The organism is Streptomyces sp. NPDC005141 (genome assembly GCF_053599975.1).
Window position 1 is genome coordinate 74,131 of the sequence record NZ_JBSFYW010000016.1, and the last position, 17,230, is coordinate 91,360.

At 70.0% G+C, this 17,230-nt stretch carries 16 protein-coding genes and 1 riboswitch; of the genes, 13 read left to right on the forward strand and 3 right to left on the reverse strand.

Annotated features, from left to right (window positions below; all coding sequences use genetic code 11):
• Positions 1-34: 34 nt before the first annotated feature.
• A riboswitch (FMN riboswitch) is annotated at positions 35-165 on the forward strand.
• A gap of 154 nt (positions 166-319) precedes the next feature.
• From ACWD68_RS15405 to ACWD68_RS15445, 9 genes are all read left to right on the forward strand, one after another.
• Positions 320-955: a riboflavin synthase gene (locus ACWD68_RS15405; RefSeq protein ID WP_451806917.1), complete on the forward strand. Its 636-nt coding sequence runs from the start codon at positions 320-322 to the stop codon at positions 953-955.
• On the forward strand, positions 952-1,587 hold the full coding sequence (locus ACWD68_RS15410) for a nicotinamide mononucleotide transporter family protein (RefSeq protein WP_451806918.1): 636 nt from the start codon (positions 952-954) through the stop codon (positions 1,585-1,587). Before ACWD68_RS15405 ends, ACWD68_RS15410 begins: the two co-directional genes overlap by 4 nt.
• Entirely contained in the window at positions 1,584-2,921 is a 1,338-nt protein-coding gene (locus ACWD68_RS15415; protein WP_451806919.1) for a bifunctional 3,4-dihydroxy-2-butanone-4-phosphate synthase/GTP cyclohydrolase II, read from the forward strand. Before ACWD68_RS15410 ends, ACWD68_RS15415 begins: the two co-directional genes overlap by 4 nt.
• Before the next feature lie 107 nt (positions 2,922-3,028).
• The gene (gene ribH, locus ACWD68_RS15420; protein WP_266756416.1) at positions 3,029-3,514 is read left to right on the forward strand and encodes a 6,7-dimethyl-8-ribityllumazine synthase; all 486 of its coding nucleotides are present in this window, start codon (positions 3,029-3,031) and stop codon (positions 3,512-3,514) included.
• 34 nt (positions 3,515-3,548) lie between these two features.
• Complete coding sequence (locus ACWD68_RS15425; protein ID WP_111665608.1) at positions 3,549-3,821, forward strand: phosphoribosyl-ATP diphosphatase; 273 nt, start codon at positions 3,549-3,551, stop codon at positions 3,819-3,821.
• An 86-nt stretch (positions 3,822-3,907) separates the two neighbouring features.
• A complete protein-coding gene (gene hisG, locus ACWD68_RS15430) occupies positions 3,908-4,765 on the forward strand; it encodes an ATP phosphoribosyltransferase (RefSeq protein ID WP_451806920.1) in 858 nt (285 codons plus the stop codon).
• A gap of 14 nt (positions 4,766-4,779) precedes the next feature.
• On the forward strand, positions 4,780-5,247 hold the full coding sequence (locus tag ACWD68_RS15435; protein WP_451806921.1) for a PH domain-containing protein: 468 nt from the start codon (positions 4,780-4,782) through the stop codon (positions 5,245-5,247).
• A 198-nt stretch (positions 5,248-5,445) separates the two neighbouring features.
• A complete protein-coding gene (locus tag ACWD68_RS15440; protein ID WP_451806922.1) occupies positions 5,446-6,777 on the forward strand; it encodes a hemolysin family protein in 1,332 nt (443 codons plus the stop codon).
• The gene (locus ACWD68_RS15445) at positions 6,774-7,862 is read left to right on the forward strand and encodes a hemolysin family protein (protein ID WP_451806923.1); all 1,089 of its coding nucleotides are present in this window, start codon (positions 6,774-6,776) and stop codon (positions 7,860-7,862) included. The genes ACWD68_RS15440 and ACWD68_RS15445 overlap by 4 nt, the downstream gene beginning before the upstream one ends.
• A gap of 81 nt (positions 7,863-7,943) precedes the next feature.
• Here the strand turns inward: ACWD68_RS15445 and ACWD68_RS15450 are convergent, their stop codons facing one another.
• Positions 7,944-9,806: an AAA family ATPase gene (locus tag ACWD68_RS15450; protein WP_451806924.1), complete on the reverse strand. Its 1,863-nt coding sequence runs from the start codon at positions 9,804-9,806 to the stop codon at positions 7,944-7,946.
• A 467-nt stretch (positions 9,807-10,273) separates the two neighbouring features.
• On the reverse strand, positions 10,274-10,927 hold the full coding sequence (locus ACWD68_RS15455; protein ID WP_451806925.1) for a uridine kinase family protein: 654 nt from the start codon (positions 10,925-10,927) through the stop codon (positions 10,274-10,276).
• Positions 10,928-11,158: 231 nt separating this feature from the next.
• Between ACWD68_RS15455 and ACWD68_RS15460 the strand changes: the two genes are divergently transcribed.
• The 3 genes from ACWD68_RS15460 (at position 11,159) to ACWD68_RS15470 (ending at position 15,251) form a co-directional block, all read left to right on the forward strand.
• Positions 11,159-12,115, forward strand: a complete 957-nt coding sequence (locus tag ACWD68_RS15460; RefSeq protein WP_451806926.1) for a hypothetical protein — start codon at positions 11,159-11,161, stop codon at positions 12,113-12,115.
• A 53-nt stretch (positions 12,116-12,168) separates the two neighbouring features.
• On the forward strand, positions 12,169-13,710 hold the full coding sequence (locus ACWD68_RS15465) for an amino acid permease (protein WP_451806927.1): 1,542 nt from the start codon (positions 12,169-12,171) through the stop codon (positions 13,708-13,710).
• A 188-nt stretch (positions 13,711-13,898) separates the two neighbouring features.
• Positions 13,899-15,251: a peptidase C39 family protein gene (locus ACWD68_RS15470; RefSeq protein WP_451806928.1), complete on the forward strand. Its 1,353-nt coding sequence runs from the start codon at positions 13,899-13,901 to the stop codon at positions 15,249-15,251.
• 42 nt (positions 15,252-15,293) lie between these two features.
• Here the strand turns inward: ACWD68_RS15470 and ACWD68_RS15475 are convergent, their stop codons facing one another.
• Positions 15,294-16,775, reverse strand: coding sequence for a M1 family metallopeptidase (locus ACWD68_RS15475; RefSeq protein ID WP_451806929.1), 1,482 nt, complete (start codon positions 16,773-16,775; stop codon positions 15,294-15,296).
• Positions 16,776-16,988: 213 nt separating this feature from the next.
• On the opposite strand from ACWD68_RS15475, the gene ACWD68_RS15480 reads away from it, so the two are divergent.
• Positions 16,989-17,135, forward strand: coding sequence for an SCO1431 family membrane protein (locus ACWD68_RS15480; RefSeq protein WP_451806930.1), 147 nt, complete (start codon positions 16,989-16,991; stop codon positions 17,133-17,135).
• Positions 17,136-17,230: the final 95 nt, after the last annotated feature.

Here is a 17,230-nt window from a genome sequence, read left to right on the forward strand (position 1 = left end):
GATCGGGCGTGGCACACTGGCCGTGTACCAGAAGCAGCGCACTCCGGGGTCGGTGTAATTCCGAACCGGCGGTTACAGTCCGCGACCCGGTCGCTTCCAGCGGCCGGTTGACCAGGTGAAATTCCTGGACCGACGGTTAAAGTCCGGATGGGAGGCAGTGCGCGGCGGGCGGGCATGCGTGCGCGCTGCCGTTTGTTGCTACTCGTCCTGCGGGACGAGTGCCCTTTCGGCTTCGTTGCCGGTGTGTCGCAGTCCGCTCATTCTGTCGTCATCGACAGGCCCCGGAGTCCGTGCCCTATGAGGCAGGAGGACCCGGGAAGTGTTCACCGGAATCGTCGAAGAGCTGGGTGAGGTCACCGCCGTCGAGATGCTCGACGACGCCTCGCGTTTCCGGCTGCGTGGCCCCGTCGTCACGCAGGGCGCGCAGCACGGCGACTCCATCGCCGTCAACGGAGTCTGTCTCACCGTGGTCGAGCACGAAGGCGACGAGTTCACCGCCGACGTCATGGCGGAAACCCTGAACCGCTCCAGCCTCGGCGCCCTCACCGTCGGCTCCCGCGTCAACCTGGAACGCCCGATGGCCGTGGGCGAGCGCCTCGGCGGTCACATCGTGCAGGGACACGTCGACGGCACCGGCGCGGTCATCGAGCGCAAGCCGTCCGACAACTGGGAGATCGTCAAGATCTCGCTCCCCGCCGACCTCGCGCGCTATGTGGTCGAGAAGGGCTCCATCACGGTCGACGGCATCAGCCTGACGGTCGTCGACGCCGGCCCCGACTACTTCACCGTGAGCCTCATCCCCACCACCCTCGACCTGACCACGCTGGGCCACAAGCAGCCCGGCGACCCGGTCAACCTCGAGGTCGACGTCATCGCCAAGTACGTCGAGCGACTGCTCGGCGCCCGTGGCGAGCAGCCCGCCGGTCTGCCCGGTGCCCAGGGGGCCGGGCAGTGAACTGGCTCAACTCCGAGGCCTTCGTCCTCCTCGACCAGCACATCATGTGGTCGGACATGATCGGCAACGTGATCGGTCTGATCGCCCTCGCGCTCGGCTGGCGGCGCTCCATATGGAGTTGGCCCGTTCAGCTCCTGTCCGGCGTCGTCCTCTTCGCGGCCTTCTTCGGTCACCTCACCGGCAGCGCGGGCAAGCAGGTCGTGGTCATCGCCGTCGCCCTGTGGGGCTGGTGGCAGTGGAACCGCGGCGAGGGCAAGGACGGACGCGTCTCCGTACGGTTCGCCACCTGGCGCGAGCGCGCGTACATGGTGGGCGCCGCGGTCGTGGGCACCCTCGCGGTCAGCGGCCTGTTCCACCTCTACCCGAAGCTGTCCTGGGACCCCTGGCCGGACGCCTACATCTTCGTCGGCACGATCGTCGCCATGTTCGCGCAGGCCCGCGGCATGGTCGAGTTCTGGTTCGCCTGGCTGCTGGTCGACCTGGTGGGTGTCCCCCTCAACTTCGCCAACGGCTACGCCTTCTCCGGTTTCGTCTACGTCCTGTACGGCGCGCTCGTCCTGTGGGGCCTGCGCGACTGGTGGCTGCGCTCCCGTGAGGCCGGGCAGCCCGTCCTGGAAGGAGCTCCGGCATGACAACGGCGCCGGTTTGGTACAGCACCGGGCACGATCAAGACGCCTCGGACTTCGCGCTCGATCCCGTCGAGCAGGCCATCGCCGACATCGCGGCGGGCCGCCCCATCGTGGTCGTCGACGACGAGGACCGGGAGAACGAGGGCGACCTCGTCATCGCCGCCGAGAAGGCGACCCCCGAGATCGTCGCCTTCATGATGAGCGAGTGCCGCGGGCTGATCTGCGCCCCCATGGAGGGCGACGAACTCGACCGGCTGCGCCTTCCGCAGATGGTCGACGACAACACCGAGTCGATGAAGACGGCGTTCACGGTGTCGGTGGACGCGTCCGCCGCGCACGGTGTGAGCACCGGCATCTCGGCGTCCGACCGGGCCACCACCCTGCGGCTCCTCGCGGACGGCGCGGCCGGGGCCGACGACTTCGTGCGCCCGGGCCACATCTTCCCGCTCCGCGCGCGGCCTGGCGGCGTCCTGGCCCGCAACGGCCACACCGAGGCCGCCGTCGACCTGGCCCGGCTGGCCGGCCTGCGTCCGGCCGGAGCGATCGTCGAGATCGCGGGCGAGGACGGCCGGATGCTCCGGCTGCCCGAGCTGATCCCCTTCGCCCGCAAGCACGGCCTGACGATCATCTCCATCGAGGACCTGATCGCCTACCGCCGCTCCGTCGAGCTCACGGCGACGCCCGGTGAGGGCGCGCTGCTCGCCGGACCCACCGTCCGCCGCGAGGCCGAGGTCCACCTGCCCACCGCCTTCGGCGAGTTCACGGCGTACGGCTACCGCTCCACCGCCGACGGCGTCGAGCACGTCGCTCTCGTCCACGGCGAGATCGGCGACGGCGAGGACGTCCTCGTCCGCGTGCACTCCGAGTGCCTCACCGGTGACGTGTTCGACTCGCAGCGCTGCGACTGCGGACCCCAGCTGCAGACGTCCATGGAACGCATCCAGACCGAGGGCCGCGGCATCGTGGTCTATCTGCGCGGTCACGAGGGACGCGGCATCGGCCTGCTCTCCAAGCTCCGCGCGTACGAGCTCCAGGAGCGCGGACGCGACACCCTCGACGCCAACCTGGAACTCGGCCTGCCCGCCGACGCCCGGGACTACGGCGCGAGCGCGCAGATCCTGGAGGACCTCGGCGTCCGGAGCCTGCGGCTCATGACGAACAACCCCGACAAGACCGACGCACTCGTCCGGTACGGCCTGCGGGTCTCCGGACGGGAGCCGATGCCCGTACAGGCGGGCGAGCACAATCTGCGCTACCTGCGCACCAAGCGGGACCGGATGGGCCACGACCTGCCCTGGCTGGACACGGCCACCGTGTCCGCCTGCGGGAGCCAGTGACACCGCACGACCGGTACCACCGGCACGACACGGCACCGTCGGCAACACAGCACTGTCAGCAACACAGCACTGTCGGCAACACAGCACAGCGGGACTTGAGGAGAGACGTGAGCGGCAAGGGTGCACCTGAACTGTCCGTACGCAACTGCGGCGACCTGCGGGTCGCGGTCATCGCGGCACAGTGGCACGACAAGGTGATGGACGGTCTCGTCGACGGCGCGCTGCGCGCCCTGCACGAGCTGGGAATCGACGAGCCGACCCTGCTGCGGGTCCCCGGAAGCTTCGAGCTGCCGGTCGTCGCCAAGGTCCTGGCGGGCCGCGGCTACGACGCGATCGTCGCGCTCGGCGTCGTCATCCGTGGCGGAACGCCCCACTTCGAGTACGTGTGCCAGGGCGTCACCCAGGGCCTCACCCAGGTCTCCATCGACACCGGCGTCCCCATCGGCTTCGGCGTGCTGACGTGTGACACCGAGGAGCAGGCCCTGGACCGCGCGGGCCTCGAGGGCTCCAATGAGGACAAGGGACACGAGGCGGTGACGGCGGCCGTGGCGACGGCGGCCACCCTCCGCTCAGTATCCGAACCCTGGCACTGAGGTACGGCACCGAGCGCGTAGGGTGAGGACCACCATGTCCAATAAGACGTTCGAGGAGCTCTTCACCGAGCTCCAGCAGAAGGCCGCCACCGGCGATCCCGCCACTTCGCGCACCGCCGAGCTGGTCGGCAAGGGCGTTCATGCCATCGGCAAGAAGGTCGTCGAAGAGGCCGCAGAGGTCTGGATGGCCGCCGAGTACGAAGGCAAGGACGCCGCCGCCGAGGAGATCTCGCAGCTGCTGTACCACGTCCAGGTGATGATGGTCGCTCGCGGGATCTCCCTCGACGACGTGTACGCGCATCTGTAGGGGCCCGTCTCAGCAGCGCCCCCCACCGAGCACGTCCACCAGTCCCACCCACTCCTGAACAACCTCACGCAAAGGAAGCCGACCTCATGCTGCGCATCGCCGTCCCCAACAAGGGTTCCCTCTCAGGACCTGCGGCGGACATGCTGCATGAGGCCGGCTACCAGCAGCGCCGCGAGTCCAAGGAACTGCGGATCGTCGACCCGGTCAACGAGGTCGAGTTCTTCTACCTCCGACCCCGCGACATCGCGATCTACGTCTCCTCCGGCCGCCTCGACATCGGCGTCACCGGCCGCGACCTGCTGATCGACTCCGGAGCCAACGCGGAGGAGATCCTCCCGCTCGGCTTCGCCCGCTCCACCTTCCGCTTCGCCGCCAAGCCCGGCACCGCGAACGGCTTCGCCGACCTGAACGGCAAGACGGTCGCCACCTCCTACGAGGGCATCGTCGCCAAGTACCTCGCCGACCACGGCATCGACGCCTCCGTCGTGCACCTCGACGGCGCCGTCGAGACCGCCATCGAACTCGGCGTCGCCGAGGTCATCGCGGACGTCGTCGAGACCGGCACCTCGCTGCGCAACGCCGGCCTGGAGGTCTTCGGCGACCCCATCATGAAGTCCGAGGCCATCGTCATCCGCCGTGTCGGAGCCGACCTCACCGAGGACGCCGAGCCCAAGGTGCAGCAGTTCCTGCGCCGTCTCCAGGGCGTCCTGGTCGCCCGGACGTACGTGATGATGGACTACGACTGCCGCGCCGAGCACCTGGAGAAGGCCGTCGCGCTCACTCCCGGCCTGGAGTCGCCGACCATCTCGCCGCTGCACAACGAGGGCTGGGTCGCCGTCCGCGCCATGGTCCCCTCCAAGGAGGCCCAGCGGATCATGGACGACCTGTACGCGCTCGGCGCGCGGGCCATCCTGACCACGGCCATCCACGCCTGCCGGCTCTGACGGGGATGTCGAACATGTCGGACCTTCCCGCCCTTCCCGTAACCTTCCGCCCGTCCCGCACCCGGGCCGTGCTGCTCACCGCGGGCGCCACGATCCTCGTGGTCATCACCACGGTCGCCATGCTTCTGGAGCAACTCGGCCCGGGGGAGCGGCTCAGCTTCATCTTCACCGCGGCCCTCCTCTTCGGAGTGCTCGTGCTGCTCTCGCGGCCCAAGGTCGTCGCCGACGAGAGCGGGGTCACCGTCGTCAATATCGCGAGCCGGCGGCACCTGGACTGGGCGGAGATCCTGAAGGTCAACCTGCGCCCCGGCGACCCCTGGGTGTTCCTCGACCTCAGTGACGGCACCAGCCTGCCGGCGCTCGGCATCCAGCCGGGCATCGCCAAGCAGCGCGCCATCGAGGACGCCCGAACCCTGCGCGCCCTCGCCGAGGACCGCGCGCTTCGCGAGCCCGGCGGGCATCGCGACGAACATCAGGCCTGACTCTCGGCCTTCCACCCTGCCCTGAGGGCCCATGTCTTGATTAATCTGTTGGCGGAGGCGTTTTCATCGCGCCTCCGCCTCCGATGTGCCCCCAGCCCTCAGAGGCTCCCTGCTACCCGAGGAGTGACTCCCTCCAGCGATGGACGGATCGTCCTGTAGTACCTGCGCCGCCCCCTTCCGACATATCGAGGCGGCGGCATGACCATCCCCCTGTTGCTCCTTGGCGCGGCGTTCCTGCTGATTCTCGCCAACGGCTTCTTCGTGGCGGCGGAGTTCGGCCTCATCACGGTCGAGCGCCCGGAAGCCGAGCAGGCCGCGGCCGCCGGCGACAAACGCGCCGGCACGGTCGTCGAGTCGCTCAAGGAACTGTCCTTCCAGCTCTCCGGCACCCAGCTCGGCATCACCATCACCTCGCTCGTCGTCGGCATGCTCGCCGAACCGGCGCTCGCCCAGCTGCTGGACGGCCCGTTCACCGCGATCGGGCTGCCCGAGGGCGCGGTGCCCGGCATCGCCGTGGTGGTCGGCATGCTGCTCGCCTCCGCCGTGCAGATGGTGGTCGGTGAACTCGTGCCCAAGAACTGGGCGGTGTCCAAGCCGCTCCAGGTCGCCCGCTTCGTCGCCGGCCCGCAGCACGTCTTCTCCAGCCTCTTCCGGCCGGTGATCGCCGCGCTCAACACGGTCGCCAACCGGCTGGTCCGCGCCCTGGGCGTGGAACCCGCCGAGGAACTGGCCTCCGCCCGCACCCCCGGCGAGCTCATCTCCCTGGCCCGCCACTCGGCCCGGGCGGGTGCGCTGGAGCAGGACACCGCGGACCTCTTCGTCCGCACCATGGCGCTCGCCGACCTCACGGCCCAGCACGTCATGACGCCGCGAGTGAAGGTCAGCGCCCTCCAGTCGTCGGCGACCGCCGAGGACGTGGTCAACCTCACCCGTGCCACCGGCCTCTCCCGCTTCCCGGTCTACCGGGAGCGGATCGACGAGATCGTCGGCATGGTGCACCTGAAGGACGCCCTCGCGATCCCCTCGCACGACCGGCTGCGCACTCCCGTCGGCCGGATCGCCCAGGCACCGCTGCTCGTCCCGGAGACGCTGCCCGTGCAGCCCCTCCTCGAACAGCTGCGCAGTGAACAGCCGATCGCCGTCGTCGTCGACGAGTACGGCGGCACGGCCGGCGTGGTCACCCTGGAGGACATCGTCGAGGAACTTGTCGGTGAGGTCCGCGACGAGCACGACGACGTCCTGGGCGAACCGCCCGAGCTCGCGGTCGCTCCTCCCGAGGACGGCAGGCCCGCCTGGGACGCCGACGGCAGCTGCCGGGTGGACATCCTGCAGCGCATAGGCCTCGACGTTCCCGAGGGACCGTACGAGACCGTCGCGGGCCTCGTCGCCGACCTGCTCGGCAGGATCCCGGCCCCCGGCGACAAGGCCGAGCTCCCTGGCTGGCGCCTTTCGGTCCGCCAGGTCGGGCACTACCGTGCCGAACGTGTCCGCCTGGTGCGGACCGCGCTCGCCCCGGAGGCCGTCCGATGAGCGTGCTCCAACTCCTCTTCGCGGGCCTGCTGGTGCTCGCCAACGGCTTCTTCGTCGGTGCCGAGTTCGCCCTGGTGTCCGTGCGGCGCAGCCAGATCGAACCGCTCGGCACCACGCGCTCCCGGCAGGTCCTCTACGGCCTGGAGCGGCTCCCGCAGATGATGGCGGCGGCCCAGTTCGGCATCACCATGTGCTCGCTGACGCTCGGCGCGGTCGCCGAGCCCACGGTCGCCCATCTGCTGGAGCCGCTCTTCGAGGCGGTCCGTCTGCCGGACGGGGTGATCCACCCCCTCGGCTATGTCATCGCGCTCGCCCTCGTCGTCTTCTTCCATCTCGTCATCGGCGAGATGGTCCCGAAGAACCTGGCGATGGCCGCGCCGGAGAAGACGGCCCTGTGGCTCAGCCCCGGACTGGTCGCCTTCGCGCGGCTGTGCCGGCCGGTCACGGTGGGTCTCGGCGCCTGCGCGCGTCTGATCCTCAAGCTGTTCCGGGTCGAGCCCAGGGACGAGGTCGAAGCGGTCTTCACCAGCGAGCAGCTGAACCGGCTCGTCGAGGACTCCGGACAGGCGGGCCTCCTCGACCCCGAGGAGCAGGAGCGCCTCGAGGACGCACTGGAGCTCGGCTCCCGACCGGTCACCGACGTCCTGCTCGACAGCGCCTCGCTGGTGACCGTGGACTCCTCGGTCACCCCGGGCCAGGTCGTCGCGCTCACCGCGCGCACCGGGTACTCCCGTTTCCCGGTGGTCGCGGAGAACGGTGCCTTCATGGGCTGCTATCTGCATGTGAAGGATGTCCTCGACCTGGAGGAGTCCGACCGTGCGGTCCCGCAGCAGATGTGGCGCCCCATGACCACCCTGCGCTCCGAACTCCCCCTGGACGACGCCCTCACCGTGATGCGTCGCGCCGCCACGCACCTCGCCCAGGTCGCCGACGCCTCCGGCAAGGTCCTCGGCCTCGTCGCGCTGGAGGACGTACTGGAACTGCTGGTCGGTGAGGTGCGGGACCCGGCACACCGGAACGTCGCGCCGGTGCGCGTCGCGGAGCCGCGGCCGAGCGCGGCCCCCGAGGAGGCGCTGGCGAGCTGATCGTGAGCGTGGACCCCGGTTCCCCGGCGGCCGTGCGACCGGGCCTTCCGGTCGTACGGCTCCGGCGGCGCCGGGGCCTTCTCACATGGCGGGATCCTGCGGGCCCCGTCCCGACAGGACCTCCCCGTAGGCCTGCATGAGGTCCGGCAGGCGCAGGGTCGAGAGGTCGTCGCGCGAGGGTGTGCCGGGGTATCCCGACAGCCGCAGATCGCGATAGGCGCAGCTCTTCTCGTAGAGCGTGCGCAGGAAGCGGCCGTTGCCGAGTTCGTCGATCCAGCCCTGGTCGACGACGTGGCCGGCGATCGAACGCAGCTCGTCCAGCGCCTCCTCGTCCCAGATGTCACCGTTCTCGGCGGCCAGCACCTCGCCGATGGAGGTCAGTTCGAGGGGGCGGTAGGAGGGGAAGTCCACGCGGGTGGTGAAGCGGGAGGAGAGGCCGGGGTTGGCGGCGAGAAGCCGGTCCATGCCCTCGGGATATCCGGCGAGGATGACGACCAGGTGGTCGCGGTTGTCCTCGGCCCGCTTCAGCAGGACCTGGAGGGCTTCGTCGCCGTACGCGTCGCCCTTGCCGTAGCCCGAGTTGGACAGGGAGTACGCCTCGTCCACGAACAGGACGCCGCCGATGGCCGAGTCGATCAGCTCGTTGGCCTTCACGGCGGTCTGGCCGAGGTACTCGCCGACCAGGTCGGCTCGCTGGGCCTCGACCAGATGGTCGCCGCCGAGCAGCCCGAGCGCGTAGAAGACCCGGCCGAGGATGCGGGCCACCGTGGTCTTGCCGGTGCCGGACGGGCCGGAGAAGACGAAGTGCCGTTTGGGCGGCTGCACCGGGAGGCCCTGCCCGGTGCGCAGCCGTGCCATGTTCAACTGCGCCGACAGCGCCTTTACCTGTCGTTTCACGGGCTCCAGGCCCACCATGCGCTCCAGCTCGGCGAGCGCCTCCTCGAGTAATGCCGGGTCGGTCGGTCCGGCGGGCAGCGGTTGCACCGGCACCACGGCCTTCTCCCGGAAGGCGTCGGTCTGGGGCGGCAGCCCGCCGGGCGGCGAGGGATCGGGCTCCGAGAGTTTCAGGTCCCGGCCCTCGGAGCCGAAGAGCGGATCCACGCCGTCCGGGCCCTCCAGCACGTCCTGCCCGATTCCGGCGAGCGTGATCGCCGCGAGATCGGCCGCGGCGTCGTCGTACCCGTCCCCCTCGGATATGGCCGCGAGCCGCGCCGAGGTGTCCATGAAGGAGGGGTCGACCCGGTGCACCGCCCGGTACAGGGGGAGTGCCGCGGCGGACCGTCCGGTGCCCTCGTGGGCGCGGGCCAGCCAGTACCGCAGTTCCTTGCGCTGCGGCTGCTCGCTGCGGCAGCGCATCAGCGCGGACGACAGCAGCGGCTCCGCCTGGCCGTACATCTCCAGCCGGACACGGGCCATGCCGCCGAACAGACCGGCCTCTATGCCGAGCATCGGATCGTTGATCAGCGGATCGGTGTGCCGCACCAGCTGTTCCCAGTCCTTGACCAGATAGGCGCGGCACGCGTGCAGGAACCGCACCTGGTGGTCCGCGTCGACCGGCGGCAGGCCGGCCAACGCCCGGTCCAGTTCGGGGACATGACGACCGTCGAGCCAGTGCGAGGCGTGCGCGAGCAGCAGGTCGCGCGGGCTCTCCAGGACCGGCTGGACCCACCAGCCCAGCCAGTACCAGGAGTTGATGGTGCGCCGGTGGCGGGCGCGCTGTTCGCCGAAGCGGTCCCGGTGCCGGAACATCCGCAGCAGCGCGGTCGTCGTGTCCACCCGTAGCGCGTGCAGTCCGAGCCAGCCGTCCGCCATACCGGGGTCCATCCGGACCGCGGCGCGGAACTCCTCCTCCGCCTGCGGGTAGGCGCCCATCGTGTAGGCGTCCACACCTCGCAGCCAGGCGAGGTCGGCCGGGGCCTCGGGGCCCTGCGTGCCGAAGTCCATCACGTCCCCCACAAACCGTGCCCCCGATGGTCGGGGAGTGTCTCGTGGATCAGGACACCCCCCTTGCCGCCGGGCCGGTGCCCGTCGGCAGCTCTGGTCGAACGACTGTGCCGCGGACGGGAGTTGCAGTGGTGCGCAGAGCAGCCGTCCGAAGGTCGCACCGAGAGGCATCGTACCTGCGGTTCATGGGCCTGCCGAAGGGTGCCGCACACCCCGTTCCACGAGGTGGGAGCAGATGGGGCGCACTTCGGACCGTGACCCAGGGTGAGCGAAACATGCCGCGCAGCGTCCGGAAAGAGAGGGTGTGGGCAGAACGAAGCCCCCGATCACGGGGGAACAACCGGGGGCTTCGCGACTGCGGGGCGGCTCCCGAAGGCCGCTCATTCAGAACGTAAGACCTGTACGGCCCCCTGGTCAAGCAGAGTTGAGGCACTGAGGAAACTTCCCGGGGGCGGCTCTTCACAAGTTCAGCACACTGCGGGTGGTCCATCACGATGAGTGATGAACTGGTCCGGTCCAGGCGTCTCAACAGGCCCCGGCAGCACCTCGTATCCCTCCGGACACTGCCGCACCACATGGTCCGCGAAAGGCCGCGTGGGGTCCTCGGCGAAGTGCCGGCGCTCCGCGCGGACCCATCCGGCCCAGAAATCGCTCTGCGCCTCCCCGTCCCGCTGCCGCCCCCGCGTCCAGGCCTCCTCGTGCGGCAACTCCATCCACAGGAGCCGCGCGAGCCACGGGCGCAGCATCCGGCGTCCCGCGCCGACGCCCTCCAGGAGCACCACGGGCGCGGCCGGCAGCTCGCGGGCCGGTCCGAAGTCCCGGGCGGTCCAGTCGTACGGGGCGTAGCGCGCCGTCTCGCCGCGCCCGAGCGGCTCGATCACCTCGCGCAGCAGGCGCCCGGTCCAGGCGAAGAGCTCCTCATGGGTGGCGATGTCGTCGAGGTGCAGTACGGGTGCGCCGCCCAGGGCGGTCGCCAACTCCCCGGCGAACGTGGTCTTTCCGGAGCCCGCGTGGCCGTCGACGCCGATCAGGCGGACGGGCCCGCAGGAGGGCGGCAGCCGGCGCAGACGCGAGGCGAGCTCGTGAATGAGGTTTCCCGGGGTGTGATGCGAGGTGGGCATAGTCCTGTGGAACATTCTATCGAGGCGTCGCCCAGAGCTGATCCACGGGTTCGGGATAGTGGCGTATTGAACCATTCATTGAACAATCCTCAGGAACTTCCCCCGTCGGATCCAAAGGTTCCCGGCCCGCGGAACCAGGTATTTCAGATATGCCGTTCCGGTACTCCGTGATGCTGAGTAGGGTTCCTGTTGCGCAACGGTGAAGTGTCGTACGGGGATGGACAGGGGAAGATGGCCGCGGGCTTATTCGAGGGGCAGTATGTGTGGCATCCGGCGGCCGACGACCGCAGACTCGCGAGCGTCTGTCTGGATGTCCGGGCCGGCCGCTATCTGAGCGCCCACGAAGCGCTGGCCGAGACACGCGCCGACTTCGCATTACGGGCCCACCGCTCGCTGGTCCTCGCCTCCGAGGCCGCCGACTCCGACCTCGCCGAACGCTGGCTGGGCGAGGAACAGACCCCCGAAGCCGCGCTGTTGTGGGCCCGCGTCGCCGTGCTGCGGGCGCTGCGCGCGGCGGACGCCAAGGACGACCGGGCCGAGGCTCTGGAACGCATAGCGCTGACCGCCTGCGACCGGGCCGCGACGATGGACCGGGCGGACCCCACGCCCTGGGTCGCCCGGCTCTCCATGGCCCGGCTGCACGATCTGCGCGACCCCGCACCGCAGGGCCTGCTGACCCGGCCGCCCGGTCCCTGGCGCCTCTTCTCGCACATCATCCGCCTCGATCCGTGGAACCGTGAGGGCCATCACCGGTTCCTGGCGTTCTTCTTCACGCGGTACGGCGGGTCCGTGAACGCGGCCTGGGACGTCGCCGCCTTCCTCAGCCAGCGCGCCCCCGCCACCTCGCCGCTGCGGCTGCTGCCGCTGGTGGCCCTGGTGGAGAGCTACAACCCCTCCCAGCTGCTGGTCGACCGCACCTGGGAGCAGCCGCAGTGGCGCTCCACGGCGCTCGCGATCTACCAGAACTGGCTTCCGGAGGTGTCCGGATACCGCTTCACGCCGGTGCTCGACCTCGCGTATCTGGCGCACGCCCTGTTCATGGCGCAGCGCGAGTTCGAGGCGCGCGCGGTCCTGATGGCCATGGGGCCGTACGCCTGCCGTATGCCGTGGAGCGTGTTCGGCGAACCTGAGGAGCAGCTCTCCCGCGCCCGCCGCGCCTGCGGCCTGCCCGTGCCGGGAGCCGCCTGACCGGCCGCCGCCCTCCCTGACGACCTGCACCCCCACCCAGAGAAAGGTCACTCGTGTCAGAACGAATATCGGCCCCACGCCGGAGAGTCCGCACCGGAGAGGATTCGGTCGCCCTCGACGACGACGCGACGCTTCACGCGATGGGATATCCGCGAAAACTCACCCGCCGATTCCAGGCGTTCGACAATTTCGCGATCTCCTTCACCATCATCAACATTATTTCGGGTATTTTCTCGTCCTTCGGATTCGGAATGAACGCGGGCGGTCCGCGCATTCTCGTGTTCGGCTGGATCGGCGTCTCCGTGATGGTGCTCTTCATCGGCGCGGCCATGGCGGAGGTCGCCTCCGCCTATCCGACCAGCGGGGCGCTCTACTTCTCCGCCGGGAAGCTCGCCAAGCGGCACAAGGGTGCCTGGTCCTGGTACACGGGGTGGCTGAATTTCGTGGGTCAGGTGGGAGGTACGGCCGCCACCGGATACGCGGCCGCCACCTTCATCCAGGCGTTCGTCGCCCTGCAGTGGCACTCGTACGAGCCGACCGCGCAGCAGACGGTCCTGATCACGGCTCTGATCATCGTGCTCCAGGGTTTGGCCAATACCTACACCGTCCAGCTGGTCGCCCTGCTCAACCGGATCTCCGTGTGGTGGCTGCTGATCGGGCTCGTAGTGATCGTGAGCACACTCATCGTGATGCCCGACGACCATCAGTCGGCCTCGTTCGTCACGCATTTCGCGAACAACACCGGTTTCACGAACGGGCTTTACGGAGGGATGCTCGGTCTGCTGGTCACCAGCTGGACCTTCACCGGCTTCGACGGCAGCTTCCACATGTCCGAGGAGACGGTGCGGGCCACGGTCAACGCGCCGAAGGGGATCACCCGCGCGATCGGCTATTCGGCGATCACCGGACTCATCCTGATGCTCGCCCTCGTGTACAGCATCCATGATTATGACCAGGTGGCCGGCTCGTCGGCGCCGCCCGTGCAGATCCTCATCGATGGGCTTGGCATGGGCATGGCGAAGCTCATCCTGCTGATCGTGATCGGGTCCATGCTCTTCTGCGGTCTGGCCAACCTGACCAGCAACACCCGGCAGATCTTCGCCTTCTCCCGGGACGGCGCGATGCCCGGCTCCCGCTGGTGGCATTCCGTCTCGCCGCGCACCCGTACACCCGTCAAGGCCGTCTGGCTGGCCGTCGCCTGCTCGCTGGTCCTCGTCCTGCCCGGCTGGTGGTCGCACACCGCCTTCACCGCCATCGTCAGCGTCAACGTCGTCGGACTCTTCCTGGCCTACGCCGTGCCGATCTTCCTGCGGCTGCGGCTCGGCGACGAATTCCAGCCCGGCCCCTGGCACCTGGGCCGCTGGAGCAAGCCCGTCGGCTGGGTGGCCGTGACCTGGATCCTCGCCAGCAGCGTGCTCTTCATGCTGCCGCAGGTCTCGCCGATCACCGGGGACACCTTCAACTACGCCTCGATCGCCCTGGCCGTCGTGCTGATCATCGCCACGGTGTGGTGGTTCGCCACGGCGCGCCGTCGCTTCCAGGGTCCCGTCAGCTACGGCCGCCCCGACGAGGTCGCCGCCATGGACCTCGTCTGATCGACCGTCATCCTCGGCCCCGGCGCCCGCCGGGGCCGAGGCGTCGCAGGTCATGCCAGTGGTCCCGACCAATATTGGTGGCGCGGCACGGGCCGAAGTGCTGGCAGAAGTCGGCCTCCGGCGTCCATAGTTGGCGCACAACCGAGCACTGGGCCCGCCCGTTCCGGACACCTGGGGGTTCTCCACCCATGAGCAGAGCCGAACAGCCGTCCCGCAGAATCGTTCTGGCCGCCGCGGTCGCCGCGGCAGCGGTGGGGGCCGCGGGCCCGTCGGCCGCCGCCGCACCGGCCCGCCGGGCCGAGGCGTCCGGCGGTCTCGTCGACAACCGCGCCTGGACCTCGTACAGCGACTGGCGCGGTGGGACCGCGCGGGGCACGCGGGCCGCGCCGGGCGCGCGTCCCGGCCTGGTGATGGTCTCCCCGGCCGGCACCACGGACTACACCGACCCGCACACCGGCAGGACCGCCGCCTGGGAGTACGCGACCTGGACCTCACCGGTCCACCGGCTCGCCGTCCCCTCCACGGAGGCCATCGCCTCCTGGAACGCGCACACCCCGGCCGGCACCTGGCTACAGGTGGAGCTGACCGGCGCGTACTCGGACGGCACGGACACCCCCTGGTACGTGATGGGCCGCTGGGCCGCCGGTGAACAGGACATCCGGCGCACTTCCGTGGACGATCAGAGCGACGGCCGCAGCAGCATCTGGACGGACACCTTCTCCATCGACGACACGGCCTCCGGCCTGCGCCTCGTCTCGTACCGGCTGCGCCTGACCCTCTACCGCACCCCGGGCTCCAGGATCACGCCCACCGTGTGGCGGCTCGGCGCGATGGGGTCCGACATCCCGGACCGCTTCACCGTCCCGGCCTCGACCCCGGGGCTGGCCCAGGAGCTGAGGGTGCCGCGCTACTCGCAGGAGATCCACGCCGGCCAGTACCCCGAGTACGACAACGGCGGCGAGGCCTGGTGCAGCCCCACCTCCTCGGAGATGATCATCGAGTACTGGGGGCGCAGGCCCACCGCCGAGCAACTCGCCTGGGTCGACCCGGCGTACACCGACCCGCAGGTGTGCCACGCGGCCCGTTTCACCTACGACTACCAGTACGCCGGCTGCGGCAACTGGCCCTTCAACGCCGCCTACGCGGCGACGTACAAGGACCTCCAGGGCGTGGTGACCCGGCTGGGCTCGCTCACCGACCTGGAGACGCTGATCGCCGCCGGCATCCCGGCCATAACGTCCCAGTCGTTCCTCAAGTCCGAGCTGACGGGCGCGGGTTACGGCACCTCGGGCCACCTCATGACCGTCATAGGGTTCACCGCGGACGGCGATGTGATCGCCAACGACCCGGCGTCACCCGGTGACGAGGCGGTGCGCAGGGTCTACAAGCGCTCCGAGTGGGAGACCGTCTGGCTGCGGACCAAGCGCTACAACGCCTCCGGGAAGGTCGTCTCCGGCACCGGCGGGGTCTGCTACCTGTACTTCCCGGCACATCCCTCGGCTCGGCAGCGCAAGGCGCTCGCGGCGGTCGGCGTCCGGTGACCGGAGGGGCGGCCCCCGGGAAGGAGGGCCGCCCGTCCGGGCTCAGCCCTGGACCGGATCGACCACCCAGTCCGGGTGGTTCGGCATCGGCGGGGTATTCGCGCCGTACAGCCACGGGCGCAGGAAGCCGTCGAGGTCCTGGCCGGCGACCTTCGAGGCCAGGGCGATGTAGTCCCCGGTACCCGCGGTCCTGCCGCGGTACTTGGTGACCCAGGCCCGCTCGATCCTTCCGAACGTCTTCTGGCCGACCTTCTCGCGCAGCGCGTACAGCACCAGCGCCGAGCCGTCGTAGCGCATGCGCTTGAAGAGATTCGGCTCGGTGGGCCCGGCCGGGGCGCCGTAGTCGTGGCGCCACTGGTCGTGGCTCGCGTACGCCGTCCTCATGGTGTCCTCGAAGCTCACTCCGCCGTGTTCCTCCGAGTACAGCCGCTCGTAGAAGCGGGCGTGGCCCTCGCTCAGCCACAGGTCGGACCAGGTCGTGATGCCGACGCTGTCGCCGGTCCACTGGTGGGCCAGCTCGTGGACCAGGTTGCGCTCGGCGTCGACCCGGTCGCCGAGCAGGTCGGCCTTGGGGACCAGGGAGAGCGTCTGCGTCTCCAGGGCCACACCCAGGTCGGTGTCGCCGACGAGAAGGCCGTACCGGTCGAAGGGGTACGGGCCCAGCCGCTCCTCCAGCCACGCGATGTGCTCTGCGGTGAGCCCCCGGTACTGCTCGGTCGGGGCGACCAGGTCGTCCGGGACCACGTCACGGATCGGCAGTCCGTGCGGTCCCGCGCTGTCGACGAGGGTGAACCGGCCGATCGCCAGCTGGGCGAGCTGGGTGGCGACCGGCTGCTCCGAGTCGTACGTCCACCGCACGCGCCCGTCGGCCCGCTCGGCGCGGTCGGTGAGCCTGCCGTTGGCCACGGCCGTCAGCCCGGCCGGGGTGGTGATACGGAAGGTGATCGGGGCCCGCCGGCTGGGGTGGTCGTTCGACGGGAAGATCATTTTGGCGCCGTTCGGCTGCGGATAGAGCACCGTGCCGTCCGGTGTCGGGATCCAGCCGTAGTCCTCGATCGCGTCGTCGCGGTGGCGTATCTGCGTCGGGTCGGCGGTGTAGGTGACAACGACCGTGAAGGCCCTGCCCCGGGCGAGGGGCGTCTTCGGGGTGACCACGAGTTCGTCGCCGTCGCGCTCGGCGACGGCCGGTCCGCCGTTCACGGTCACGGTGTGCAGGGTGTTGCCGGCGAAGTCCAGATCGAAGCGGGACAGGGACCGGGTCGCGGTCGCCCTGATCGTCGTGGAGGCCTCGAAGGGTGTCCTCGGCGCCTGCCAGTCGAAGTCGAGGGTGTAGCGGCTCACCTCGTAGCCGCCGTTGCCGTCCAGCGGGAAGACCGGGTCGCCGAGCCCCGGCGCTCCCGGGGAGGGAACGTCGGAGGGTGGGGAGGCGGCCTGTGAGACCGGACCCGTGAAGGCGGCCGCCACGGTGATCGCCGCCGCCAGGGCGAGGCGAGCTCTGCGGCGGGGCGTCCGGAACGTGCTCATCGGGGACCTTTCGGTTGGCTGACCAGAACCGTGTGATGAGACGCACACTCGGAGCGCACCGTTGTGGATTCCGGCGGGATTCGAAGGTGGTCGAAGCGTGGACGTGACCCAGGTCTCTACCGGTGAAAGCGGCTCCGGTGGCAAGGTGGGCGGGTCGGTGGGGAGCCGACGGGAGGCGGGGGTTCCACCGCACGACTACGTCAGCGAGATGCCATGACCGCGAGCTCCGTCACCGCCCCTCGTCTCCGCGCCCGCACCGGCGGCCCCAAGGACGACGGCCCGAAGATCCTCGAGCACGTCGTGGGCTGGGTCCTCGTGGTGGTCGTGGCGATGCTGGTGACGCAGCTCGGTCTGCTCTGAGCCGTCACGCCCCGGAGAGCCCGCGGCGATCGCGGCGAGATGCCCACGGCGGTCCGCCCGCAACGGCCGGGTCAGCCGCCCCGCGGAAGGGCCGC